19 protein-coding genes and 1 rRNA gene are annotated in these 25,495 nt (G+C 38.8%); 12 read left to right on the top strand and 8 right to left on the bottom strand.

The window, feature by feature from the left end; translation table 11 throughout:
* Positions 1-121: 121 nt before the first annotated feature.
* A complete protein-coding gene (gene rpoB, locus H6G44_RS09660; protein ID WP_190386349.1) occupies positions 122-3,484 on the bottom strand; it encodes a DNA-directed RNA polymerase subunit beta in 3,363 nt (1,120 codons plus the stop codon).
* Between the two features lie 46 nt (positions 3,485-3,530).
* Here rpoB and H6G44_RS09655 point away from each other — a divergent pair, with 46 nt between their 5' ends.
* Positions 3,531-3,713, top strand: coding sequence for an alpha/beta hydrolase (locus tag H6G44_RS09655; RefSeq protein ID WP_242031702.1), 183 nt, complete (start codon positions 3,531-3,533; stop codon positions 3,711-3,713).
* Positions 3,714-4,181: 468 nt separating this feature from the next.
* On the opposite strand, the gene H6G44_RS09650 is transcribed toward H6G44_RS09655, so the two are convergent.
* A complete protein-coding gene (locus H6G44_RS09650; protein ID WP_190386348.1) occupies positions 4,182-4,967 on the bottom strand; it encodes a TatD family hydrolase in 786 nt (261 codons plus the stop codon).
* Positions 4,968-5,069: 102 nt separating this feature from the next.
* Positions 5,070-5,357: a 30S ribosomal protein S20 gene (gene rpsT / locus H6G44_RS09645; RefSeq protein WP_190386347.1), complete on the bottom strand. Its 288-nt coding sequence runs from the start codon at positions 5,355-5,357 to the stop codon at positions 5,070-5,072.
* 383 nt (positions 5,358-5,740) lie between these two features.
* Here rpsT and hisD point away from each other — a divergent pair, with 383 nt between their 5' ends.
* Entirely contained in the window at positions 5,741-7,036 is a 1,296-nt protein-coding gene (gene hisD / locus H6G44_RS09640; protein WP_190386346.1) for a histidinol dehydrogenase, read from the top strand.
* Positions 7,037-7,135: 99 nt separating this feature from the next.
* A complete protein-coding gene (locus H6G44_RS09635) occupies positions 7,136-8,305 on the top strand; it encodes a homocysteine biosynthesis protein (protein WP_190386345.1) in 1,170 nt (389 codons plus the stop codon).
* A 145-nt stretch (positions 8,306-8,450) separates the two neighbouring features.
* Here H6G44_RS09635 and H6G44_RS09630 read toward each other — a convergent pair whose 3' ends face one another.
* Positions 8,451-9,437, bottom strand: a complete 987-nt coding sequence (locus tag H6G44_RS09630) for a hypothetical protein (RefSeq protein WP_190386344.1) — start codon at positions 9,435-9,437, stop codon at positions 8,451-8,453.
* Between the two features lie 333 nt (positions 9,438-9,770).
* Here H6G44_RS09630 and H6G44_RS09625 point away from each other — a divergent pair, with 333 nt between their 5' ends.
* The gene (locus H6G44_RS09625; protein ID WP_190386343.1) at positions 9,771-10,664 is read left to right on the top strand and encodes a tetratricopeptide repeat protein; all 894 of its coding nucleotides are present in this window, start codon (positions 9,771-9,773) and stop codon (positions 10,662-10,664) included.
* A 49-nt stretch (positions 10,665-10,713) separates the two neighbouring features.
* Here H6G44_RS09625 and H6G44_RS09620 read toward each other — a convergent pair whose 3' ends face one another.
* On the bottom strand, positions 10,714-11,331 hold the full coding sequence (locus H6G44_RS09620) for a TMEM165/GDT1 family protein (protein ID WP_190386342.1): 618 nt from the start codon (positions 11,329-11,331) through the stop codon (positions 10,714-10,716).
* A 343-nt stretch (positions 11,332-11,674) separates the two neighbouring features.
* Here H6G44_RS09620 and arsM point away from each other — a divergent pair, with 343 nt between their 5' ends.
* Complete coding sequence (gene arsM, locus H6G44_RS09615; RefSeq protein WP_190386341.1) at positions 11,675-12,643, top strand: arsenosugar biosynthesis arsenite methyltransferase ArsM; 969 nt, start codon at positions 11,675-11,677, stop codon at positions 12,641-12,643.
* A 105-nt stretch (positions 12,644-12,748) separates the two neighbouring features.
* Here the strand turns inward: arsM and H6G44_RS09610 are convergent, their stop codons facing one another.
* Positions 12,749-13,543 carry an Rpn family recombination-promoting nuclease/putative transposase gene (locus tag H6G44_RS09610; protein WP_190386340.1) on the bottom strand — a complete coding sequence of 265 codons (795 nt, stop codon included), beginning with the start codon at positions 13,541-13,543 and terminating at the stop codon, positions 12,749-12,751.
* Between the two features lie 316 nt (positions 13,544-13,859).
* Here H6G44_RS09610 and H6G44_RS09605 point away from each other — a divergent pair, with 316 nt between their 5' ends.
* The 6 genes from H6G44_RS09605 to H6G44_RS09580 all read left to right on the top strand — a co-directional run bounded on the left by H6G44_RS09605 (position 13,860) and on the right by H6G44_RS09580 (position 20,162).
* Positions 13,860-14,357, top strand: coding sequence for a hypothetical protein (locus H6G44_RS09605; protein WP_190386339.1), 498 nt, complete (start codon positions 13,860-13,862; stop codon positions 14,355-14,357).
* 1 nt (position 14,358) lies between these two features.
* On the top strand, positions 14,359-15,675 hold the full coding sequence (locus tag H6G44_RS20630; RefSeq protein ID WP_190386338.1) for an SUMF1/EgtB/PvdO family nonheme iron enzyme: 1,317 nt from the start codon (positions 14,359-14,361) through the stop codon (positions 15,673-15,675).
* A gap of 256 nt (positions 15,676-15,931) precedes the next feature.
* Positions 15,932-16,906, top strand: coding sequence for an arsenosugar biosynthesis radical SAM (seleno)protein ArsS (gene arsS / locus H6G44_RS09595; protein WP_190386337.1), 975 nt, complete (start codon positions 15,932-15,934; stop codon positions 16,904-16,906).
* A 42-nt stretch (positions 16,907-16,948) separates the two neighbouring features.
* Entirely contained in the window at positions 16,949-17,869 is a 921-nt protein-coding gene (locus H6G44_RS09590; protein WP_190386336.1) for an SPL family radical SAM protein, read from the top strand.
* Positions 17,862-19,151 (top strand): photosystem II assembly protein, encoded by a 1,290-nt coding sequence (locus tag H6G44_RS09585; protein WP_190386335.1) that lies wholly within the window; start codon positions 17,862-17,864, stop codon positions 19,149-19,151. Before H6G44_RS09590 ends, H6G44_RS09585 begins: the two co-directional genes overlap by 8 nt.
* Before the next feature lie 378 nt (positions 19,152-19,529).
* Positions 19,530-20,162 carry a hypothetical protein gene (locus H6G44_RS09580; RefSeq protein WP_190386334.1) on the top strand — a complete coding sequence of 211 codons (633 nt, stop codon included), beginning with the start codon at positions 19,530-19,532 and terminating at the stop codon, positions 20,160-20,162.
* A 109-nt stretch (positions 20,163-20,271) separates the two neighbouring features.
* On the opposite strand, the gene H6G44_RS09575 is transcribed toward H6G44_RS09580, so the two are convergent.
* A complete protein-coding gene (locus tag H6G44_RS09575) occupies positions 20,272-21,456 on the bottom strand; it encodes an NAD(P)H-quinone oxidoreductase subunit H (RefSeq protein ID WP_028083481.1) in 1,185 nt (394 codons plus the stop codon).
* A 319-nt stretch (positions 21,457-21,775) separates the two neighbouring features.
* On the opposite strand from H6G44_RS09575, the gene H6G44_RS09570 reads away from it, so the two are divergent.
* The gene (locus H6G44_RS09570; RefSeq protein WP_190386333.1) at positions 21,776-24,970 is read left to right on the top strand and encodes a type ISP restriction/modification enzyme; all 3,195 of its coding nucleotides are present in this window, start codon (positions 21,776-21,778) and stop codon (positions 24,968-24,970) included.
* Positions 24,971-25,387: 417 nt separating this feature from the next.
* On the opposite strand, the gene rrf is transcribed toward H6G44_RS09570, so the two are convergent.
* Positions 25,388-25,495: ribosomal RNA gene (gene rrf / locus H6G44_RS09565) — 5S ribosomal RNA — on the bottom strand; the annotation flags it as partial.

The following is a 25,495-nucleotide window of genomic DNA, read 5'->3' as shown; positions in this document are numbered from 1 at the left end:
CCGATTACCCATGACCCATGACCCATGACCCATCACCCATGACCCATGACCCATCACCCATCACCCATTACCCATCACCCATCACCCATCACCCATTACCCATTACCCATCACCCATTGCCCTATTCCTCTTCATCCAGAGATTCACGAGAAAGAGACTCATAGGTAGGTCTGGGTGGAGTTCTTCGAGTAGCTTGGTCTATCATCAAATCGACTTCTACGTCAAGGGAACTACCATCAGTCTGAGTTTCTACTTTATGGACAGCTACATCTAGACCCAAGGACTGCAATTCCCGCATTAATACCTTAAAAGATTCTGGTGTTCCCGGTCTAGGTATAGCCTTACCTTTGACAATAGCGTTCAAAGCTTCATTCCTTCCCTGCATATCATCAGATTTAACAGTCAACAATTCCTGCAAAGTATAAGCTGCTCCGAAAGCTTCTAAAGCCCAAACTTCCATTTCCCCAAATCTTTGTCCCCCCTGTTGAGCCTTACCACCCAAAGGTTGTTGAGTTACCAGAGAATAGGGACCCGTGGAACGGGCATGAATTTTATCATCCACCAAATGCACCAGCTTGAGCATATAAGCTACCCCAACAGTAACATCTCGGTCAAAAGCCTCACCAGTTCTGCCATCATAAACCGTGATTTTCCCCGCATTATCCGGGTTATACACCCAATCTCTCCCCGTTTCCTCCCTCGCCTCCTCCAGCTTCCCATGAACCAAACGACGAGACGTTTCCTCACCATACATCTCATCAAAAGGAGTGATTTTAAACCGCACCCCCAAATTATGACCAGCCCAACCCAGCAAACACTCAAAAACCTGACCCACATTCATTCGACTCGGCACCCCCAAAGGATTCAGCACAATATCCACAGGAGAACCATCAGACAAATAAGGCATATCCTCCGCCGGTAAAATCCGCGAAATAATCCCTTTGTTCCCATGTCTCCCCGCCATCTTATCCCCTACCTGGATTTTCCGTTTTTGGGCAACATAAGCCCGCACCACCATATTTGCTCCCGGTGGTAATTCATCTCCCTGTTCACGGGTAAATAACCGCACATCAACTACCCGTCCCTTCTCACCATTGGGAACTCGCAGAGAATTATCCCGCACGTCCCGGGCTTTCTCTCCAAAAATAGCTCTCAGGAGTTTTTCCTCCGGAGGTTGATCTGATTCTCCTTTGGGAGTCACCTTACCCACAAGAATATCCCCCGCATCTACCCACGCACCAACACGGATAATTCCCTGTTCATCAAGCTGTCTGAGAGCATCCTCCCCCACATTGGGAATCTCTCTAGTGATTTCCTCAGGTCCGAGCTTAGTCTGTCTGGCTTCAATTTCATATTTTTCTATGTGAATAGACGTATATACGTCTTCTTGTACCAGACGTTCGGAAATGAGAATTGCATCTTCATAATTGTAACCCTCCCAAGGCATATAAGCTACTACAATATTCTGCCCCAGTGCCAGTTCACCACCTTCCGTAGAAGAACCATCCGCCAACACCTGACCCGCAACGACCTTTTCACCAATTCTTACCAACGGCTTCTGATTTAGACAAGTATCTTGATTAGAACGTTGATACTTGGAAAGTTTATACTTGAGTTCCTGGGGTTTATCAGTCCTTAATTGCTCTCTATCCCCGGTTTTCTCCTCATCACCGACTACCAACCGTTGACCACCTACCCGGACACGAATTTCAGTAGCATCTACATATACTACATCTCCATCAGTCCGGGAAACAATCACCATCCCGGAATCTCTGGCAGCTTGAGCTTCTAGCCCTGTTCCCACCAAAGGACGTTCAGGTTTTAACAAAGGAACAGCTTGACGCTGCATATTAGAACCCATGAGCGCCCGGTTAGCATCATCATGTTCCAAAAAAGGAATCATGCTAGTGGCAACTGACACAATCTGCACCGGGGAAACTGCTACATAATCTACTTGTTCGGGGGGCGTGGTAGTCCAATCTTGACGGTAACGAACGGGAACATTTGGTCCTTTGATAAAACCATATTCATCTAGGGGAATATCACCTGTGGCTGTCCGTAGGTCATCTTCTTCATCGGCTGTCATATATACAGGGGGCAGATGGAAAAGAACTTTACCATTTTCGACTGGTCTGAACGGTGTTTCTAGAAAGCCATAGAGGTTAACACGGGCATGGGTAGCGAGCGATCCAATAAGTCCGGCGTTTGGACCTTCGGGGGTTTCAATGGGGCAAATTCGTCCATAGTGGCTGGGGTGAATATCTCGAACAGCAAAACCAGCCCTTTCTCTAGTTAAACCTCCTGGTCCCAGGGCACTAAGACGACGTTTGTGGGTCAATTCTGCTAAGGGGTTGGTTTGGTCCATGAACTGACTGAGTTGACTTGAACCAAAGAACTCCTTAATAGCTGCGACTAGAGGTTTTGGGTTAACGAGGGATGCGGGGGTAAGCACTTCTGCGTCACTGACAGTCATCCGTTCTCGAATGATTCTTTCTAGGCGATTTAAACCCACTCTGACTTGGTTTTGTAGCAATTCTCCCACGCTTCTAACACGGCGATTTCCGAGGTGGTCGATGTCATCAATGTTGCCGATGTCAAATTCTAGATTAATTAAATAGTCAATAGCTGCTAGGATGTCACTAGAGGAGAGAACACGCATGGTGTCTGGGGCGGAAAGACGGAGTTTTTTGTTGAGTTTGTAACGACCAACTTTTCCCAGGTCATAGCGCTTGGGGTCGAAGAAGCGGGAGTCTAAAAGCTGTTGTCCGCCTAATACGGTGGGGGGTTCTCCTGGACGAAGTTTACGGTATAGTTCCATTAGGGCTTCTTCTTCGGAAAACTGTCCTTCTTTTTCAATGGTTTTTTGGAAGTATTCGGGGTGACGTAGAGCGTCAAAAATTTCGTTGTCTGATAAACCCAGTGCTTTGAGAAGTACCTGGGCTGATAATTTGCGGGTTTTGTCTATCCGTACCCAAACTAAGTCGTTACGATCTGTTTCAAATTTTAGCCATGCTCCGCGGTTGGGAATTAAGCTGGCAGAGTAGGTTCTTCGACCGTTTTTATCAATTTCTGATTTGTAGTAAACTCCAGGCGATCGCACGATTTGATTAACTATTACTCGCTCTGCTCCGTTGATAATAAATGTGCCTCTATCTGTCATCAAAGGCAAATCACCGATAAATACTTCTTGTTCTTTGATGTCTCCTGTTTCTTTGTTTAAAAGCCGAGTAGGAACATACATTTGCACTGCATAAGTGCTATCTCTACGTTTGGATTCTTCAACACTGTATTTAGGTTCTTTGAGCTTGTAGTTATTACCTAAAAAGTGCAATTCTAGTTTGCCAGTGTAGTCTGTAATTGGACTAAAGGAGTTCAGTTCTTCTATTAGCCCTTCCTCTAGAAACCACCGAAAACTAGAGCGCTGAATTTCAATCAAGTCGGGTAATAGAAAGGCGGATTCCATATATTTATCGTCGTTAGTCATACCTTTACCTTTATCTACCTGGTTAAACTTTCAAAGTCATTGGTCATTGGTCATTGGTCATTGGTCATTGGTCATTGGTAAGTTTTCACCTATCACCCATTACCCATTACCTATTACCCATTACCCATTACCTATTACCCATCACCTATCACCCATTACCCATTACCCATTACCCATCACCCGTTACCCCTATGCCACTAGCCAATTATGCTTTAACGATTTTCTATAGCTTTGATATGATCATTGGATTGCTTTTTGTCTTTTCTCTCTAGATGAGACTTTCCATCGAACGTCTCTACATTTTTTCTTCAAGTTTTGAGTTTCCACCAACCCTAGTCAATTGAGATCACCCGTTCGTAGAGATTTACAGCCGTTTCCACTCTTATGAGTTACAAAGTTGAATCATCAAACTCTTGTGGTGCCGGCATCTTGCCCGCTAGATATGTACCTCATAACACCGGGAATTGCTGTAAGTGGATGTTCCTTTTTAAACTTGGGTCTGATTCGACTCATGAATCGGGTTAAAACCACGATTTCCCAACTGGCTAAACAGCACAAATTGAGTCTTAGGAGTTATAGTCTTTACCATTATGGCTTAACTTAAATGTTTTTTAGAGAACAATTTTAGCACATTTTCATCCTAGTATCAGATATTTTTTGTTAAATTAGCACTCTTGTTAGGGATTCAAGCTGTTATCTATAATGTTAGACCGAATAATTTACAAGCATTTCCGGTGGTTTTCTGGGCAATTTCTTCGATAGTTTCTCCTCGTATTTTTGCTAGTTGTTCCGCTACATGGCGGACATAAGCTGGTTCATTGCGCTTTTCTCCACGTCTGGGTACAGGCGACAAAAATGGACAATCGGTTTCTATAAGTAGGCGATCGCTATCCACCATTGCAGCAGAAGCTTGAATAGTTTTAGCATTCTTAAAGGTAACAGTACCACTGAAGCTGATATAGAAGCCCAAATCTAGAAACCATTGAGTCTCCTCCGGTGTCCCACTCCAGCAGTGCATGACACCCCGTACCATGCGCCCATGCCAATTTCGCCATTTTTGCAACACTTCTCTCACAGCAGGGGCCGCATCACGACAATGGATAATCACTGGTAAATCTAATTCACAAGCGATCGCTAATTGTGACACAAATACCTGATGTTGATGCTCATAATTATCTGCCTTGTAAAAATCCAACCCCATTTCCCCAATGGCCACCACCTGGGAATGAGAACGGGCTAAAGACTTGATCAGGGTAGCTGTTTGCTCATCCCATTTATCAGCATCTAGAGGATGTAGTCCTACAGCAAAGCTAAGTTCGGTAAACTGCTCCGCTATGGCTTGAATACTCGCAAATTCCTGGGGGTGAACGCAGGAGTGGACTAATCGGACTACTCCCGCTTCTTGCCACCGAGCGCGAACGGCTGCTAAATCTGGCTGAAAAATGTCAAAGTTAATGTGTACGTGGGTATCTATAAGTTGCATAACCTGTCGGTTGTCAGTTGTCAAAACAAGGACAGAGTCCAGATTCGGTGAGAAAAATAAATATCTCTCTATTCCCCATTCTCTGTTCCCTGGAACCATTGACTAGGCTGTAAGGGTTTTGTGTTTATGAGCCAATCTTGACTTTTTCCTGGCTCCATTGTTGGGATGGAGCACACCAGTTTTTACAGCTTTATCAATTTTGCTGTAAGCCTCGGACATTCTTGTTTCCACTTCCTGCTTGAGTTCTGTTGTCGGATTAGCGGCACAAGCTTCCACAGAACTAAAGTATTTTTTCATCAGCGTTTTAACTGCTGATTTATATGCTTTATTACGCAGTCGGTTACGTTCTGCGATTTGTGCGCGTTTAAGAGCAGACTTTGTATTCGCCACAGTAATTCCAAAAAAGACTATTAATTATGTACACACACTACTAGGTTTAATAAATATAGCATTATTTCTGATAATGTGCTAGTTTCTAAAAAAAATATTTTATTTGGTCGCAAAAGCTGGTGTCGGCGGGTGAAAAAATAGATTACAATGACTTAGTGACAAAGAAGCCAGACAAGTTCTCTAAATTCACACCTAGGGAATATTAAATTTATGGGGTTGTCCGAGTTTTATAAATTAGTATCAAAAAAATCTAGATTAAGCTAGAGAAGAGAATTACTTATGGTCAGTGGTTAGTTGTTTATTGTTGCTTATTCCTTACTTGTTTTCATAACTCCACTGACCACGGATGTGAATGTTGTCAAACCTAGTATTGTCATTACTCCATGCTGCGAATTATTACAGAGCAAGCAGACGTTAGATCAGAACTTCAACGAATCCGCGATCGCACCCAGGATGAACAGGTAATTCATAAAGAAGCAACAGTTAGTGAAGTGTTGCAAGCTGTGAAGCGTCAAGGTGATACAGCCGTATTACATTATACATCTGAATTTGATCATCAAATCCTCAAAGCAGAAGAACTGAAAGTGACAGGGTCAGAACTGGACGCGGCTTACCAACAGGTATCCAAAGATTTGCTCCAGTCAATTCGCCTTGCTTGCAAGAAAATAGAAGCCTTTCACCGTCAGCGAGTTCCCAAAAGCTGGGTACAATTTGAAGATGATGAAGTAGTATTAGGCAAACGTTATACCCCCGTAGATCGAGCCGGTTTATATATACCAGGTGGTCGAGCTTGTTATCCTAGTACAGTGTTAATGAATGCCATTCCGGCAAAAGTAGCAGGTGTTCCTCGCGTGGTGATGGTCACACCTGTGAAGGGCGGTAAAATAGTTAATCCTGCGGTTTTAGTAGCAGCCCAGGAAGCGGGAGTTCAGGAAATTTACCGTATAGGTGGTGCTCAAGCGATTGGGGCTTTGGCCTATGGAACAGAAACAATTCCTAAAGTGAATGTAATTACTGGACCTGGTAATATTTATGTCACCTTAGCCAAAAAATTAGTTTACGGAACCGTGGGCATTGATTCTTTAGCCGGACCTAGCGAAGTGCTGGTAATTGCTGATGAAACAGCTAATCCTGTCTATGTTGCTGCTGATTTGTTAGCTCAAGCGGAACATGATCCTATGGCCGCAGCGATTTTACTAACAACAGATTGGAGTCTAGCGAAAAAAGTGCAAACAGAGGTAGAAAGACAATTAATAGATCACCCGCGCCGGATAGATACGGAAAAAGCTATTGCCCATTATGGTTTAATTGTGGTTGTAGAATCCCTCTCAGCAGCGGCAGAACTATCGAACGAATTTGCACCTGAACACTTAGAATTAGAAATTGCGGATCCTTGGGGGTTAATTAACCAAATTCGCCATGCTGGGGCGATTTTTCTGGGTAGTTCGACACCTGAAGCTGTGGGAGATTATTTAGCCGGTCCTAACCATACTTTACCTACTTCTGGTGCAGCCCGTTATGCTTCAGCTTTAGGAGTAGAAACATTTTTAAAACACTCAAGTATTATCCAATACTCACAAACTGCCTTAGAAAAAGTGGCATCTGCCATTGACATCTTAGCAACTACAGAGGGTTTACCTTCTCATGCTGATTCCGTTAAACTCAGGGTGGAGGAGTGAAAAGCAATAGGGATGGAACTCCAGAACAACTGACAACTAATAACTGACCAATGACCAGTGACACCTGATTGTACTGTGTGTCCTTGAGATGAATTAAAAATGCGAACAATTGCTGAAATTAATGAAAAAATCAGCCGAAAACGGGCGGTGGTCTGGACGGTTGAAGAGTTAAAAGCGCGAGTTATCGAAATTGGTGTTACTAAAACTACCAAAGAAGTAGATGTAATTACCACTGGTACATTTGAGCCAATGGAATCAAGCGGTGCAATTATTAACTTAGGGCATACTGACCCGCCCATTAAAATTCGGCGTTGCTGGTTAGATGGAGTTCCCGCTTATGCTGGTTTTGGGGCAGTGGATTTATACTTGGGTGCTAGTTGTCCCGTTGATTCCCCAGATGGAGAAGAAGTGCGGGAACATGGTGGTGGTCATGTGATTGCGGATCTAATTGCTGGTAAATCTATCCAAGTTCGCGCCGTGGGACAAGTTACCGATTGCTATCCTAGAGCCACATTTGAAACCACTGTTACCCGTGAAACTATCAATCAGTTTTATTTGTTTAATCCGCGGAATCTTTATCAAAATTTTATTATTGGCGTAAATGGAGGCGATCGCCCACTACATACCTATTTAGGACCATTACAACCTCGCTTAGGTAATGCAGTTTATTCTAACCCTGGTTCCCTGTCACCCCTTTTCAATGATCCCGATTTACAACTTGTAGGAATTGGGACAAGAATTTTTTTAGCTGGGGGTATTGGTTATGTAGCCTGGGAAGGGACACAACATTTTCCCTTACAAAAGCGGTTAGAAAATCGGACACCGATAGGTCCTGGATCAACTTTAGCATTAATTGGTGATGCTAAACAAATGGATGCCCGATGGATACGGGGCTGTTATTTTAAAGGCTATGGACCATCTTTAATGATGGGTGTAGGTATAGCACTACCAGTTTTAAATGATAGTGTTGTGGAACACTGCGCCGTCCAAGATAAGGACTTAGTAGCACCAATAGTAGATTTTTCCATTCCCCGTCGTGTCCGTCCTACCTTCGGTTTAGTAAGTTACGCTCAACTTAAATCTGGACGCATTACTATTGAAGGAAGGACGGTACGGGTAGCATCTTTAGCCAGCTTATTTCTTTCCCGACAGGTGTCTCAAGAATTGAAACAATGGATTAAAGAAGGGATATTTACTCTAACTGAACCAGTAGCCCCGATACCAATGGAGCGTTCTTTTTTACCTCAAGATCGTTGGACGGAGTTTTAGTAGGAGTCAGTAGTCAGTAGTCAGTTGTTGAATAAAATTCCTTACCTGCTTCTTTGAAATTAATGCCCATTTAGTTTAAGCTTCTTAGCAACGGACAACGGACAACGGACAACGGACAACGGACAACGGACAACTGACCAATTAGCTATTCCCCGCTTGGCTTAGGCTTTTTAACTGGCATAGGAGTGGGAGTTTTGGGTATGGGTTTGGTGATGACTGTGGAATCACCCCCTGTCTTTCTAATGGGACGTGGGGCTTCTCCATTTTGTCTAGGGAGGAATGGCCGTCTAGAACCACCTCCACCAGCACGAGGTGCTGATCCTTTGAAGGGGGGTCGGCGTTTTTTAGGTAAATCAGCGATAGTTTCGGCATTAATTACTACTAAAGTATCCGATTCCCGTTTAACATTAAAGTCCCAGAACTTACTGACAGCTTTAGTAGTTAATACGCCCTTGAGTTTCAACTTAAAATATTTAACTTTATCAGTAGGTTTACGTGGAGCTTGTTTGATTTTCACAACTAAACTCCTTTCGTCAAAAGACTGGTAAACCACCTCACCACGCACAGAAAAACCACCATCAGGAACTGCTGAGGAGGGTTTGAGATCATCAGCAACTACTGTGGTTGTAGTTACATTTTGAGGATCTGGGGTATGTTTATCCAGTTCATACTTAGCCAGATTTTCTGGTTCCCAAACACCAACAATTTGCAGGTGTAATGCGTCATTTTCTTGTCTGGTGCGGGGATAAACTACCCATAGATGTTCTTTTTCTAGGTCTAAGTGATTTTTGACCAAACTCATAATCCGACCTAAGAGAACGGCATTAAGTTCCACTCCATCGGTAGTGAGCAGTGTTCCTTGGGTAAACTGTTCATCACTGGCATGGTAACATCCCCGAATCAGGCCAATGGCTCGGTATTGAGTTGGTTCACTCGGAGGTGGAATTGGTTGTTCTCGGCTAGGTAAATGGCCATTGGAGTTAGGTTTGCTAGAATCAGTCAGGGTATTTTCTAGTTTAGAGGATTGGTTTGTTAATGTATTAGCATTAACAGGGGTTTCAATCTCTTTTATACCCTTTTTAGAGGCTGTGAAATTTGAGGCTTGAGAAGATGGCATCAGGTCGGAATTCATAAAAACTCCTTGCGGCACAAGACATAACCCATTATGGGATTTAATGAAGACAAAAGAAAAGAGCAAGAATGTGGTTGATTAAAGTATATTTACTTTTAATTTAGCCACTTGTTTGATGCTCTGGACGACCGGTTATGGCTTACGCCAAGCTACGCTATCGGAAGCATAGCATAGCGATAATTCTGACGGATCTTCCTAAAGTCATCACTTACTTTAGCAGGATAGATATTTATTTGTTATAAAATTCACAGACAAATGACCGTATTCCGCAAAGTTTTAGAAATTTTTAACTTTGTAATTCATTTCATGATCATGTAGGAGCAAAATAATATTGTGTCTGAATTGCGTAATCGTTGGCTAGTCCGAGTAGTGTTAGGTTTTGCTGTTGTGGCTTTTGTTGGTGTTTCTATTATACCTATCCTGACAGCGATGAATAAACCCCAATCATCTCCACAAAATCAGGCCAATGGTGATCATAAAATATCTTTATCGGAGCAAAAGTCAAAACTGGAAGATCAAGTTCGGGTTTATGAATTAGTTTTACAGAAAGACCCGGAAAATCAAACTGCACTCAAGGGACTTTTGCAAGCCCGGTTGCAGTTGTTAAGTCAAAAAAGCCCAGGGGAAGTTAAACCAGCGGATATTCAAGTTGTGATTGAACCTTTGGAAAAACTCGCTAAACTTAATCCCCAAAAGTCAGAGTATGGGGTTTTACTGGCTCAAGCTAAACAACAAATTGGTGATAAGGAGGGAGCAGCCGAAACTTATCGTACTATTTTAACTACAAAACCGGGGGATTTGAAGGCTTTACAGGGGATGGTGAGTTTGCAATTGAATGAAAAGCGTCCAGAAGCGGCTATTGGGGTATTACAAGAAAGTTTGGCTGCTGCGAAACAGGCTAATACTATTCAGCCAGGAAGTGTGGATGTAGTTGCTGTTACTGTACTTTTAGGTAGTGTATATGCTTCTGAAGGTAAGGATGATAAAGCTATTTCTACTTATGATGAAGCGATTAAGAAAGATGTTCAAGATTTTAGACCAATTTTAGCAAAGGCTATGCTGTTTAAGCAACAAGGTAAGGTTAATGAGGCTAAACTTTTATTTGATAGTGCGACGGCTTTAGCACCGGCTCAGTATAAGGACGAAATCAATAAAGCAGCATCTAATCCTACTCCCACTGCACCACCTACGGAATCATCTCCACCTGCACCTACGGCTACTCCGTAAGGGTTGGGCGAGATAAGAGCGCGGACTTTGCGCCCCTACAGTCTTGAATTTACTTTCCTTCTATGGCGGCGACTATGCCAAAGATGATAAATAGAAACCCGCCTAAGAAGGTAATTTGTCTTTCGGAAATTTTACCTGCTATTAATCTACCACCAATGACGGCGATCGCTGCACAAATTGCGTGTCCTAATATTGCTCCCAGTGTCACACCAATGGGGTTATTACTGGCTGCGAGGGCTATGGTGGCTATTTGTGTGCGATCGCCCCATTCTGCTATAAATGTGAGTAGGAAGGATTTTAGTAAAATTGACCAAACACTTTTTTGCTGGGAATTATCTAAATCTGCCTTTTCTACCGCTTCTTTTGCCTCTTCTGCGACTTCTTCTGTAGCAGATACAGGCATTTTATTGGCATCATAGATTAATTTTAAACCAAAGGCAATAAACAAACCTATTTCGGCATAATGAATGATTTGTTTTGGCAAAAAGGACACTACTTGTCCAAATATTACCGATAAGATGGTCATAGCCGCTAAAGCAGCCATAACACCGGAGAACACCAAGCGCCGTGGGTGGTGCATGGATAGAATTACAGCGATAAAAAAGGTTTTATCACCTAGTTCAGAAATGGTAATTAGTAATAAACCGGCGGTAAAGGCTGTTAACACTCTCTCAAACTCCTCAAGGATTTTTTACCTGTGTGGAGTATCAATGAGAGCATTCAAACCTCACTGAACTCCACACTTTTCAATGTGTAGTCAGTGAAGGTCTCGCTTTCAAATACTTTGTATATTCGCTATCTAAACCAGGCTCATCACCAGTATGTTGATTTAGATATACTGAACAGAAAATCTTGATTTACTGTCAGCAGCTACTCCCCTTCTATTAGTCATAGATTGTACTCTTGCTGAGATTAAAAGTCAAGTCTTTTGGAAGGGAAAAATATTGCAGCACGGTAACGGTGAAGCCAGAAACAGTTCTGTTAAAATAGATTGATACTAATTTGAAATTATGACCTATTTAGAAACCGCAGCCCAATTTTACAGCCAAGTTGCCCAAACACCGGAAGTGGGGCTATGCTGTGTCCAAAGTACACCTTTACAATTACCAGGGCTGAAAATTCCTCTGCTGATGCAGGAAATGAACTATGGTTGTGGAACTACGGTTCATCACAATGAACTTAATAATGAACCTACAGTTTTATATGTTGGTGTCGGTGGTGGTTTAGAAGCGTTACAGTTTGCTTATTTTTCTCGTCGTCCCGGTGCGATTATTGCTGTTGAACCTGTGGAAGCTATGCGAGAAGCTGCAATGCGTAATTTAGAAATTGCTGCAACGGAAAACCCTTGGTTTGATACTAGCTTTGTTGAGATTTGTCCAGGTGACGCTTTTAATTTACCTGTGGCTGATGCTTCGGTGGATATAGTAGCGCAAAATTGCCTTTTCAATATTTTTGAACCAACGGATTTAACTCTCGCTTTAAAGGAAGCATATCGGGTATTAAAATTCGGCGGTCGCTTACAAATGAGTGATCCAATTTCTACCAGTCCAATTCCTGAGCATTTACAAAAAAATGAACATTTACGCGCTTTGTGTTTATCCGGTGCTCTTACATATCTAGAATATACTCAACTAATAATTAATGCTGGTTTTGGACAAGTGGAAATTCGCGCTCGTCGTCCTTATCGTTTATTAGATAAACATAGTTATCAACTACAGGAAAATATCCTTTTAGAAAGTCTTGATTCTGTGGCTTTTAAGGTGGAAATTCCCCCGGACGGAGCTTGTGTTTTTACTGGTAAAACGGCAATTTATGCGGGTAAGGAAGAATTTTTTGATGATCTATCTGGACATATTTTACAAAGGGGAATTCCTGTGGCTGTTTGTGATAAAACAGCGGGAAATTTAGCAAATTCAAATCCTGAAGAAATCATTATTACTGATTCTACATGGTATTATGATGGTGGAGGATGTTGTTAATTCTATACAGTATTTTCCTCCGCTATTAAGTATAGTTTTCTATCCTCAAACCTGTAAGGGCGGGGTTTCCCCGTCCTCAATAGTATTTTATTAGAGCGAGAACTACTATGATTGTTGAATTTCCTTTTGTAAAGCCTGAATTTGCTGAAGAGATAATTCCGTAACCTCAGCAATTTGTTGTAAATTCATGCCAGTTCGTAACAATTTTAAAGCAAACTTTCTGGTTGCTTTAGCTTCACCTTCAGCTTTACCTTCTTCTAAAGCTTCTTGATAAACTCTGGTTTGTTTCAACTCACTTAAACCTAACATAGCTTCAATCTCCTTTCTGCTTTTTTTGGGTAATTTGTAGACGATAATTGTCTCAATCAGATTAATTAAATCCCGTTTAATTTTGGTATCAGTTAGTTGTTGGTTTGCTTGGGCAATTAAACGTCTTGCTAATGCTGGTGCAGCCTTCTCTGTTTCTATTACTAGTTTAACAACTCCCACCCCTAAAGAACTTTCTCCCAACTCGTCTAAATAAATGCGTGTAACTCTTTCAATCAGTAAGATTTCCCCAAATTGTACATTCTGTTCTCTTTCTATATTACGACTAGGATAGATGATTACAGCTTGCCAAGGATGAGCAGTTTTGTATTGTCGTAGGTAGAGAAAAAGTTCTGCAAAGAGACGATAATATAAATCATCATCGGGTTGAAATTGAACCTCGACAATATAAAATGGCTTTTTGGCATCTTTGGTGGTTGGTAAAAATAAACCGTCTAAACGAAAAGCCAGTTGTTTAACTTCACGAGAGGTAAATTCATACGTACCTGCTTCTGTGGGAGACTGGTTAATTAATTCAAAGAAAATGCTAGGAAATGCTTGAAATAGGCTATAGAAAATTGTATCGGTTTTCACGGTAATTGAGTAATTCTTATATCTAATCTAGCTGAGGTTTCGCGCAAAGAGGCAAAGGAGCAAAGACGCAAAGCAAGAAAACTCTCGTTCCCAGTCTCTGACTGGGAATGTCATCTTAGAGGTTCTACCTCTAGGTATAATAGAGGCAGAGCCTCTTAACTACATTCCCACGCAGAGCATGGGAACGAGAGAATAGGAGAAACTAGAGAGAAAATGGGGTAAAATTCTCAGATTTCTCATCTTTGCTTTTATTTCTCAACTAAGTATGGTTTAATTTAGATGGAATAAATAATTAATTTTATTAAAATGGCTGTTTATGCCTAAACAAGATCCCGCAAAATTAAAAAAAGTATCCATTAGTCTTCCCTTTGGTATTGGTGCTGCGGAATGGGAAGCGGACACAACAGAACGGAAAGCCGCTTGGTCGTTGTATGTGGAACTGGTGACACGGGTTGCTGTGCAGTCTTTAGAAGTTGACCACGGCTTAGTGCGGGAAGCGTTAAATTCTTTGTATAGTTTATTTGGAACTACCCGCGAAGTTCTCAAAGCGGCTGGACCTGATGTGGGTGCTTCTAAGAACTCAGTTGGGGGTATTGCTATTGCGGTGTTGAATAATGGGTTACGACCATTTTTAGCTAAATGGCATCCTATTTTACAAGCTTGGGAAGCAAGACGGCCTATGGGGGTAAGTGTGAAGGAACACGAGGTGAGTTGGTCTGAGGAAGGAAAGTTGCGAAGCGAGTTGGCTGCTTTGCGAGGTGATTTAGAAGAGTATGCGAAGGCTTTGGCGATTATTGCCGGTGTGGAGGAGTAAAATGGGAGAATTTGAATTTGATGTTTTTCTTTGCCACAATAGTCAAGATAAGCCTGCGGTGATAGAAATTGCCAACCAATTAAAAGCAAATAACATTAACCCTTGGTTAGATAAATGGCATTTACGTCCTGGTTCTTCTTGGCAGGATTCATTAGAAGATCAGATCGACCAAATTAGAACAGCAGCCGTTTTTGTGGGTAATTCAGGATTAGGTCCTTGGCAAATTGAAGAAATTAAAGCATTTTTACGAGCATTTGTAAATAGGAAATGTCCTGTTATTCCCGTATTATTACCAAATGCACCTAAAGAACCAAAACTACCAGTATTTCTCCAAGGTTTAATGTGGGTAGATTTCCGTGAACATGACCCTGAACCTTTGGGACAATTGATTTGGGGGATTACTGGAATAAAGCCAGATTCACCACCATTAATACGTAAAAAACCACCAGAAGAAGAAAAAAATAAATCTTCTTATCAGTTAAAAACTTTCCTATTTCAAACTGCTCAGATAAATAATAATGGGACAGAAATTAAACGCATTACCAAAAACGCAAATTATTTTGGCGAAGACTTGGGAGATGGTGTAACTTTGGAAATGGTGGCTATCCCTGGAGGGACTTTTATCATGGGTTCTCCAGAAAATGAGGAAGGTTATCATTCTTCTGAAAGTCCACAACATGAAGTTACTGTTCCCCCGTTTTTCATGGGTAAATATCCAGTTACTCAACAACAATGGCGAGTCGTGGCTGCCTTACCAAAGGATAAGATTGATTTAAAATCTGATCCATCTTATTTTAAAGGTGATAATCTGCCTGTTGAGTGTGTATCATGGAATGATGCTCAAGAATTTTGTGCCAGACTTTCCCGAATGGCAAATAAAACCTATCGTTTACCTACTGAAGCCGAATGGGAATATGCTTGTCGTGGAGGAACTACTACCCCGTTTTATTGTGGGGAAACAATTTCTACAGATTTAGCTAATTATGATGGTAACTACACTTACGGGCAGGGACAAAAAGGAGAATATCGAGAAAAAACCACAGAAGTTGGAAAATTTCCCGCCAACCCTTTTGGTTTATATAATATGTGTGGGAATGTGTGGGAATGGTGCGAGGATGGGTGGCATGAAAACTATATAAATGCGCCTACAGATGGCAGTGCTTGGACAAGTCCAAGCACTGAATATATGCTGCTTCGTGGCGGTTCTTGGTACTACAATGCTAGGCACTGTCGGGCTGCGAATCGCTCTAGGTATTCGCGCGACTATCGTTACTTCAACTACGGTTTTCGGGTCGTGTCTTCGTTCAGGACTTGGTAGCCCTTTATACTCTTACTCTTTTACCCTCTGCCCTTCTTTCTCTTTTTACTTCCCTAGCGTAACGGAGTGGAGCGCTCAAAAATATTTTTTGAGATTTTGGTAATGATGGATGGGTTGTTTATCCATAATATAGGAAACTTTCGATTTAGTCAAGTGGTATGTCCCAATTATCAATAGTCTGTCACTTCCCCTTGTCTGTGAGGTTGAATGACCTTTAAAATATCCTCTTATAGAAATTCGTGCTAGAGATGCTTCTATGATTACACCTTTTTTTCAGCAGCTAAATTCTCCTTTAACAAAAAAGCAAATTAACGTTTTACAAGTTAATTTGGGAAAACTTTGTAATTTGACTTGTAACCATTGCCATGTGGAAGCTGGTCCGAAAAGAACTGAGGAATTAACACCGGAAGTTTGTCAACAGTTAATTACTTTAATTAGTAGGTTTCCGCAAATTAAAACGGTAGATTTAACTGGTGGCGCTCCAGAAATGAATTATGGTTTTAAGTCTTTGGTAGAAGCTGCTAAAAATGCAGGTAAACAGGTAATTGTCAGATCAAATTTGACAATTTATTTTGTGGAGGGATTTGAGGATTTACCAGATTTTTTGGCTGAGAATAAGGTAAGGATTGTCGCTTCTCTTCCCTGTTATTTAGCAGATAATGTGGATAAAATGCGGGGAAATGGTGTTTTTGATCAATCAATTAAGGCTTTACAATGGTTGAATAAAATCGGTTATGGTCAAAATCCAGATTTAGTGTTAGATTTGGTTTATAATCCTCCATTACCAAATAGTGAAAATTTTTCTCTCACTCCTGAACAGAAAAATTTAGAAAAGGCTTATAAAACCTTTCTGTTTGAAAAATTTGATATTCGATTTAATCATCTTTTTACGATTACTAATATACCTGTAGGGAGAACAAAGTTTCATTTAGAAAGAAAACAGCTTTATTCTCGCTATTTGCATTTTTTGGAATCTCACTTTAATGCAAATACAATTGATGGTTTAATGTGTCGTGAACAACTTTCTATTGATTATTTAGGGAATATTTATGATTGTGATTTTAATCAAATGATGAATTTACCTGCTAAAACTAGTAATGGTGAAAATTTGACTGTGAGTAAATTGTTAGAAATTGGTAGTTTGGATATAATTAATGAAATCCAAACTGCTGAATATTGTTATGGTTGTACTGCGGGTTGTGGTTCTAGTTGTGGTGGTGCTATAGTATAAATTTTCAAAATACCGTTATTCAATTTAATAAAATATTGGAATATGGCAAAATTATTGTACGAAGGTTATAGCGACAAAACTCCTACAAAATTTGTGCGCGAAAGATTTGGAGATATTACGGTTTACGCCCAAAATGCTAAATCACTACTAACAAAAGCAACTGGTTTTATTGCTGCTTATGACTTTACTCTTAATCCTTATCGTGGTTGTCAATATGGCTGTAGTTACTGCTATGCTGCTGCATTTAGCCCTAATCATAAAATGCGTCAGGATTGGGGTAAATGGGTAATTTTTAAGGAAAATGCTGCGGAAGTTTTAGCAAGGGAATTAGAAACTTGGTGTCGAAAAAATCCTAATCAACCTCCCAGAATTTATATGAGTAGTGTTACAGATCCTTATCAACCTTTGGAATCTAAACATCAATTAACTCGTAGTTTATTAGAAGTAATGCTTGATTATCGTCCACATTTAGTAATTCAAACTCGCAGTCCAATCATTACTAGAGATATTGATTATTTACAAAGGTTTCAAAGGTTGCGAATTAATATGAGCATTCCCACGGGTAGCGAAGTTGTAAGAAAAGATTTTGAACCCCGCTCTCCTAGTATTAAAGCTAGATTAAATGCTATTATTAAAATCCGACAGAGCATTGATAGTTTGAAAGGTTTTATTCCTAAAATTTCTATTACTATTACACCTCTACTTCCAACACTAGCCAAAGATGAAGATACGTTTATTCAAAAATTAGCTATCGCAGATAGAGTGGTAATTCAAGACTTTCATACTAATAATAATCGTTCTTTAGTCGCAGGAACTCGTCAAGAAGCTGAAGAAATTAAACAAAAGTATGCTTGGTGGTATAATTCTCAGCAGTTGAGTTATCAACGATTTAAAGAAAAGTTAATATCTCAACTTCCAGGTGTGGAAATAAAAGAAGGAAAAGATGGTTTTGGTTATGAGTAATTTCATTATTAATTGGTGGAGAAGTCAGCAATTCAAATCAGCATTATGTCGTGGTGATACCCAAAGTGCTATAAAAATTTTGCAAGCGATTCAAAAGTCGGGAGCAAGTTTTTCATGGTTAGAGAAACTATTTAGAGATAAACTTCAACTCGAAAGAACTTCCCAGGAAAATAAACGGGAAATCGCAAATTTTAAAAAACAAATAACGGAAGCAACAGAATCAAAATCTAATCTTTTATTAAAGCCTAATACAGAATTTATTAAGTATATATATCAAACTTTTGAATTAGTAGATCATGATGAATATAAGCTACAAGTTACGGGAATTGACCAGAGTATATTTAATGATTTTGAAGTTGCATTATTCACATATCTTCAAGAAGAATTTAGTAAAATTAATGAACAAAAATTAATAATATCTTTAAAAGATGCTTTTGATGATATTAATGGTTTAAAAGTCGGAAAAGATCCAGAATACAGTCTTAATCTAACTCCTCATGTCTATTTCATGAAGTATTTTTTAGAAAATGTATATTGTCTCTATTTATCCTGGTTTTTAATTTACCAAAATGAGTTGCTACCAACTAAATTAAATATTCTTGATATTGCTGCTGGACCGGGAACAACAGCTTATGGTTTAGCTTTATTTCTCCAAAGTTATAGCAGCTTTTTTAGTATTCCCCAAATGCACGTATCTTACTATTCTTTTGAAAAACAAGACACTTTTCAGTATCGAGGACTTCAATTTTGGCGTAAATATATTGAGTCGCAGATAAATCCTATAAATAATTATTTTCGTTTTGTGACTGCTGATATCTTTTCTTCGGAAGAAAAATATAGTAATATTCCAAAAAACTTTTTTAATTTTATTGTCATTTCTCATTGTTTTTTTGCAGATGATTCTAAAAGAATTAAAGCTAATAATATATATAAAAAAATATTTACTAATAGTTTAAGTAGTCAAGGTTATGTAATGCTTATTATTCAAGATAAAAAGTTATTTAAGACTTATAATACTTATCGGGTTGAAGATAAAGAACAGGAAAAAAATGTAGTATATAAGTTTGTAGAAGAACTGGGACTAAAGTTAGTTTGGTATAAATATCTAACCTCAACTGGTCTAAGAAAAAGTTATACCATTGTTGACTTTGCAAAATTTGCTCAAGAAAACTTACCCAAACAAGTTTATATTAGTTCTATGCTTAAAAAGTATTTTGATCAAAATTATGAATCTAACTATACATTAGATGATTATGTAATATTAGCAAAAAAACGGGTATAGATTGCAATCTTTAGCAGTTTTTAAATAGGTTTTGTTAAATATACCTACCAGTGCAAACTCTTAGTAAGATCAAAAATCTCAAAAATGGTATAATTTGAAAGTGAATTTTTTTAGCCTGAGTTTTATTGATTATAATTGTTTATAGTTTGGTAATTATTTACGGTCAAACCTTCGCCAATTGTATTTAATAATACCGTATAAATGCCAACTAGCTATTTAGTCACCTTGTTACTGGTTCAGGGAATACTCAGAAAAATAATTAATTTCCAATCTTTGCCTTTTGTGCATTTTTCCATTATTCTTGAGCATAATCTCACAAATAATTATATTCTGATTTTTGTTAGCCTGGCACTAATTACCGGATTTTGATACTAAGATATGAAAACCTCTACAGAATCTAGTCAACCACCTACTTATCCCGCTGCTGTTCCTCTTTACGTTTATCGAGAGTTGACAACGGAGTTACAAGCAGTCCAATCTAAATTAGATGTAATTACCAGTCATAATCACAAATTAGTTCAAGAGAATCAAGAACTGCGTCAAGAAATTACTAAAATGATTCAGTCCTGCTTAGAACTGCAAAAGTTAGTTACTACACCGTCACCCAGTTCTCCCACACCAATTCCACCTGACAACGAAGTAAAATATCAAACTCAACCTCAATCCATACCTCATAATCATCATGAGGTAAAATATACAAATAAGCCAACTATTACAGCAACAGTTCCCCGTCAGCAAACTAATCGACCCCGTCCAAAAGCAGTAATAAAAGCTACACATCCTCAAAAAAATGTTAAGGGTATCAATATACCAGTGTCGCAAACAGCACTTATAGAAGAAAAGGAAGTGCGCCATTATCCTCAATCTCAGCCTGAGAGCAAAGGCTTAAATGGTTGGTGGCTGACAATAACTATTATAATCATTATTATAACTGGTTTTGCGGCTGGGTATTTAATTGTGCGTCCCTTATTCCAAAATCAAATCCAACCTACACAAGAAATCAAACATTAAAAATGTCAAAACTCCACCTCCTATTCTCTGCGACTGGAGCGCCTCTGGGTGGGATAAATTCATAACTAGCAAGGAACTCAAGTTCCTTGCTATGAAAATTGACAGAAAATTACCTATCAACAGAACCCATAATTACGTCAATACTACCGAGAATAACAACAATATCTGCTACCTTCATTCCTCGCAGTAAATGAGGAAGAATTTGTAGGTTGTTGAAATCTGCGGCGCGAATTTTCCAGCGCCAGGGGAAAACATTATTATCACCAACTAGGTAAATTCCCAATTCTCCCTTACCACTTTCGACACGAGAGTAAATTTCACCTTTAGGAACTTTAAAAGTAGGAGCAACTTTTTTAGCCACGAACTGGTAATCAAAACCATCCCATTCAGATTTTTTTCCAGCCATTAACCGTTTCGCTTCCAGGTTTTCGTAGGGTCCTCCGGGTAATCCCGCAATCGCTTGGCGTATGATTTTTACAGATTCGCGCATTTCTCGCATCCGCACCATGTAACGAGCAAGACAATCACCGACGGTTTCCCACTGAACATCCCAATCAAAATCATCGTAACATTCATAGTGGTCAACTTTCCGTAAATCCCATTTTACCCCAGAAGCGCGTAACATTGGACCAGAAAGCCCCCAATTAATAGCTTCTTCACGGGTAATAGTTCCCAGACCTTCAATACGGCGGCGGAAAATGGGATTATTTGTAACTAAGCGTTCATACTCATCAACTTTAGGGATAAAGTAATCACAAAAATCTAAACACTTATCTACCCAACCATAGGGTAAGTCAACAGCTACACCACCAACACGGAAATAGTTATGATTAACCATGCGGTAGCCTGTGGCGGCTTCCCACAGATCATAAATCATTTCCCGTTCCCGGAATTGGTAGAAAAACGGTGTTTGAGCGCCTACGTCAGCCAAGAATGGACCAAACCATAGGAGGTGGTTAGCTATGCGGTTGAGTTCCAGCATGATTACACGGATATAGCTGGCGCGTTTTGGTACGGTAATACCCGCTAATTTTTCCGGTGCGTTGACTGTCACCGCTTCATTAAACATCCCCGCAGCGTAGTCCCAGCGGCTAACGTAGGGGACATACATGATTGTAGAACGGTTTTCGGCAATTTTCTCCATTCCCCGGTGTAAATAGCCTATAACTGGTTCACAGTCTACGACATCTTCACCATCTAAGGTCATGATTAAGCGCAAAACTCCGTGCATTGATGGGTGATGGGGTCCCATATTTAGCACCATCGGTTCGGTGCGGGTTTCTATTCTACTCATGAATTTCGTTGTTCTCCTGTTGTGGATGTTGTCAATTGACCCGCTAAGATTAACTTGTACTTCAATTATTATAGGGAAGCTTGATATATCAGTGATTAAAAGTTTTGACTTTTTTCATGTATCAGATGATGATTGGTATTGAGTTCATGACAATTATATCAATATTTGGGTAGTTTTGCTGGTTTTTGACTCGTAGCAAGATAGATTTAATTTATAATTACCTTAATTAGTATCTATGGCTATCTATGGCTAATTTTTTTTAGCTCACCCAAAGGTGCGAATTTAGAGAAGCAAAGTTTTTAAGGGGTATGATTCAGTTATGAATTATTTGCAAGTTTATTTTCAGGAAGTTAATCAAGTTTATCAAGGACAAAATGCTACTGAACATAGTTATCGTCCAGCTTTGAAGAAGTTAATGGAGTCTTTAGATTCTGGTATTCAAGCTATTAATGAACCGAAAAGAATCGCTTGTGGTGCGCCAGATTTCTTGGTCAAAAATGGTGTTTTAGATGTTGGTTATATGGAAGCTAAAGATATTAGTGTTTCTCTCAAGAAGGTGGAAAAAACTGCTCAAATGGGGCGTTATTTTCAGGCTTTGGGTAATTTGATTTTAACTGATTATTTAGAATTTCGTTGGTATGTCCAAGGAGAATTAACATTAACTGCTGCTTTGGGAACTATTGATAAAAATAAAAAAATCAAACTTGATAAAGAAGGAATACAGGAAGTTGACCAACTTTTACAGCAATTTTTATTAGCTAAAGTTCCCCAAATCACGACACCCAAGGATTTAGCTAAACGTATGGCCAGTTTAGCTCAATTGATGAGAGATGCAATTAAAACTGCGTTAAATGATGTGGATAAAGGGGGAACTTTACGGGAACAGTTGGAATCATTTCAACGAGTATTAATTAAGGATTTAACCGTTGAACAATTTGCGGATATGTACGCCCAAACTATTTGTTATGGTTTATTTGCAGCGCGGTGTAATACTGATAATGTTCAGACTTTTTCACGGGAAACAGCAGCCTTTAAATTACCGAAAACTAACCCATTTTTAAGAAGTATTTTTGGACAAATAGCCGGACCTGATTTAGATGATAGAATTAGTTGGGCTGTTGATAATTTAGCGCGTATTCTCCAACAAACGGAAATGGCGGAAATTCTCAAAGATTTTGGTAAACGGACTCGCAGAGAAGACCCTGTTGTTCATTTTTATGAAACGTTTTTGGCGGAATATGACCCGAAAATGCGAGAATCAAGAGGGGTTTATTATACTCCTGAACCTGTGGTTAATTATATTGTCAAAAGTGTAGATTATATTCTCAAACATAAGTTTAATATTAGTAAGGGTTTAGCAGATTCTAAAAAGATTAAAGTTCCTAATCCCAAGGGTGAGGGAACTATCGAAACCCATCAAGTTTTGATTTTAGATCCTGCGGTGGGAACGGGAACTTTTATTCACAATGTCATTGATTTTATTTATGATAAGTTTAAATCTCAAAAGGGGATGTGGTCAAGTTATGTTAGTCAACATTTATTACCGCGATTATTTGGTTTTGAGTTATTAATGGCTCCCTATACTGTAGCACATATAAAATTAGTTTTACAGTTGCAAGAATTGGGTTATGATTTTAGTTCTGACGAACGGTTAAGGATTTATTTAACTAATACCTTACAAGAGGCTTTTCAAATTCCTCCTGCTGATGGTTTTATGAATAGAATTAGAGATGAAGCAGAAGCAGCAAAGGATATAAAACAAGATGTTCCTGTGATGGTAATTTTAGGAAATCCTCCTTATTCTTATGAATCTATAAATACTGATCCTTGGATTGTCGGGTTAGTTAGGGATTATTATCAAGTAGACGGTAAACCTTTAGGAGAAAGAAACCCCAAAGGATTATTAGATGATTATGTAAAGTTTATCCGTTTTGCTCAACATCGAGTTTCGGAAACGGGTTATGGTATTGTGGCTTTAATTACGAATCATGGTTATTTAGATAATCCCACTTTTCGGGGAATGCGTCAAAATTTGATGCAGACTTTTGATGAGATTTATGTTTTAGATCTACATGGTAATAGTAAGAAAAAAGAAGTTTGTCCTGACGGTTCACAGGATAAAAATGTTTTTGATATTCAGCAAGGGGTAGCAATCAGTATTTTTATTAAATATGAACATAGTCAGCAAAAGTTAGCAACAGTTTATCATGCTGATTTATGGGGTATGAGGGAGGTTTATGAAAATAAAGAGTTAGTTGGGGGTAAATATCATTGGTTAGCTGAAAATGATATTAGTTCAACTGATTGGAAAATTTTAAATCCTGAGTTTGAATTTTATCTTTTTCAACCTCAAAATCTTGAATTATCTAAAGAGAAAGATAATTTTTGGAGTATTAAAAATATTTTTACAGATAGCACACCTGGAATTGTAACAGCTAGAGATAATCTTACCATTCATTGGCAGAATAATGAAGTATGGAAAACTGTAATTGATTTTTCTAAAATTTCTGCTGAAGAAGCTATTGTCAAATATAATTTAACAGATGACACTAGAGATTGGAAAGTCTATTTAGCTCAACAAGATATCAAACAATCAAAAATATCTAAAGATAAAATAACTTCTATTTTATATCGGCCGTTTGATTTAAGATATACTTATTATACTGGAAATACTAAAGGTTTTCATAGTATGCCGCGTCATCAAGTTATGCGTCATATAGTTAATTATGAAAACTTAGCATTAATTTCTGTACGGCAAGTTGCAGAAGGCATATTTAATCATATATTGGTAAGTGACTGTATTATAGATAATCGTTTAACTTTGAGTAATAAAGGATATGCAATCCTTTTCCCTCTCTATCTTTACCCAACCAATACCCCAACTTTATTTGATTCTACACCAACTAACGCACCTGGAGGACGTAAACCGAACTTATCCCCAGAATTTATTAGTGAATTTTCCCAAAAACTAGATTTAGAATTTATTTTTGATGGAAAAGGAGATAAAACCAAAACCTTTGGACCAGAGGATATTTTTAATTACATTTACGCTATCTTTCATGCTCCTATTTACCGTCAACGTTACGCCGAATTTTTAAAGATTGATTTTCCTCGTGTTCCTTTAACTGCCAATGCTGCACTTTTTTGTGAATTAGTGATCAAAGGTGATAAACTAGTTAAATACCATTTAATGAAAGAAACAAGAACAGAAATTTCTACCTATCCTATTCCTGGTTCTGATATGGTCGAACAAATCAAATATCATGAAAATCATCAACAAATCTGGATAAATGCTGAACAGTATTTTGATCAAGTTCCGCAACAAATCTGGAATTTTTATATTGGTGGTTATCAAGTTTGTCAAAAATGGTTGAAAGACAGAAAAGGAAGACAATTAAACTTTGATGATATTAATCATTATCAAAATATTATTTCTATAATATCGGAGACTATTAAGATTATGGAAAATATTGATCAAATCATTGAAAATTATGGGGGTTTTCCTTTAGAATGAAATTAATAAAAAAGGTGTTCATTTTAAGCTATAAAGATTAAGAAATCGCCTAATATTCTAGAATCTAACCCCAATCAAGTAAATGGTGAAATCTCTCCTATAGATGGTCTTATCTTAATCAATTTGAGAGAAAATATCTCAGAGAAGCCATGAAAGCTTATAATAAAACTAATGAATAGATAGAAATAGATACTTACTCCAGTTGGCAGAATTTAGTTAATTATGTTGAAAAAGTCATTCGAGATTTTGGTAAAGAATATGTAATTAATTTTGTATAACTACTTATTACATTTTTCTACTCATCATGTATTATTAAATTAACTTTTTAACACACTGGAGATAAACGCTAAACAATGAAACCCAAAAACAAAACCCCCGCTAAATAAATAGAGGGGGTCTTGTTATATGAAATAATAAACCTGGCATCGAGCTATTTTCACGCAGGGCTACCCCCAAACTATCGTCGCCGCAGCAGCGTTTCACCTCTGAGTTCGGGAAGGGATCAGTGTGGTTCCACCGCGCCAT

Source organism: Aphanizomenon flos-aquae FACHB-1287, from assembly GCF_014698755.1.
In the GTDB taxonomy this organism is placed as follows: domain Bacteria; phylum Cyanobacteriota; class Cyanobacteriia; order Cyanobacteriales; family Nostocaceae; genus Dolichospermum; species Dolichospermum flosaquae.
Note: the sequence above shows the minus strand (reverse complement) of the source record. Positions and strands in the feature narration are given on the sequence as shown.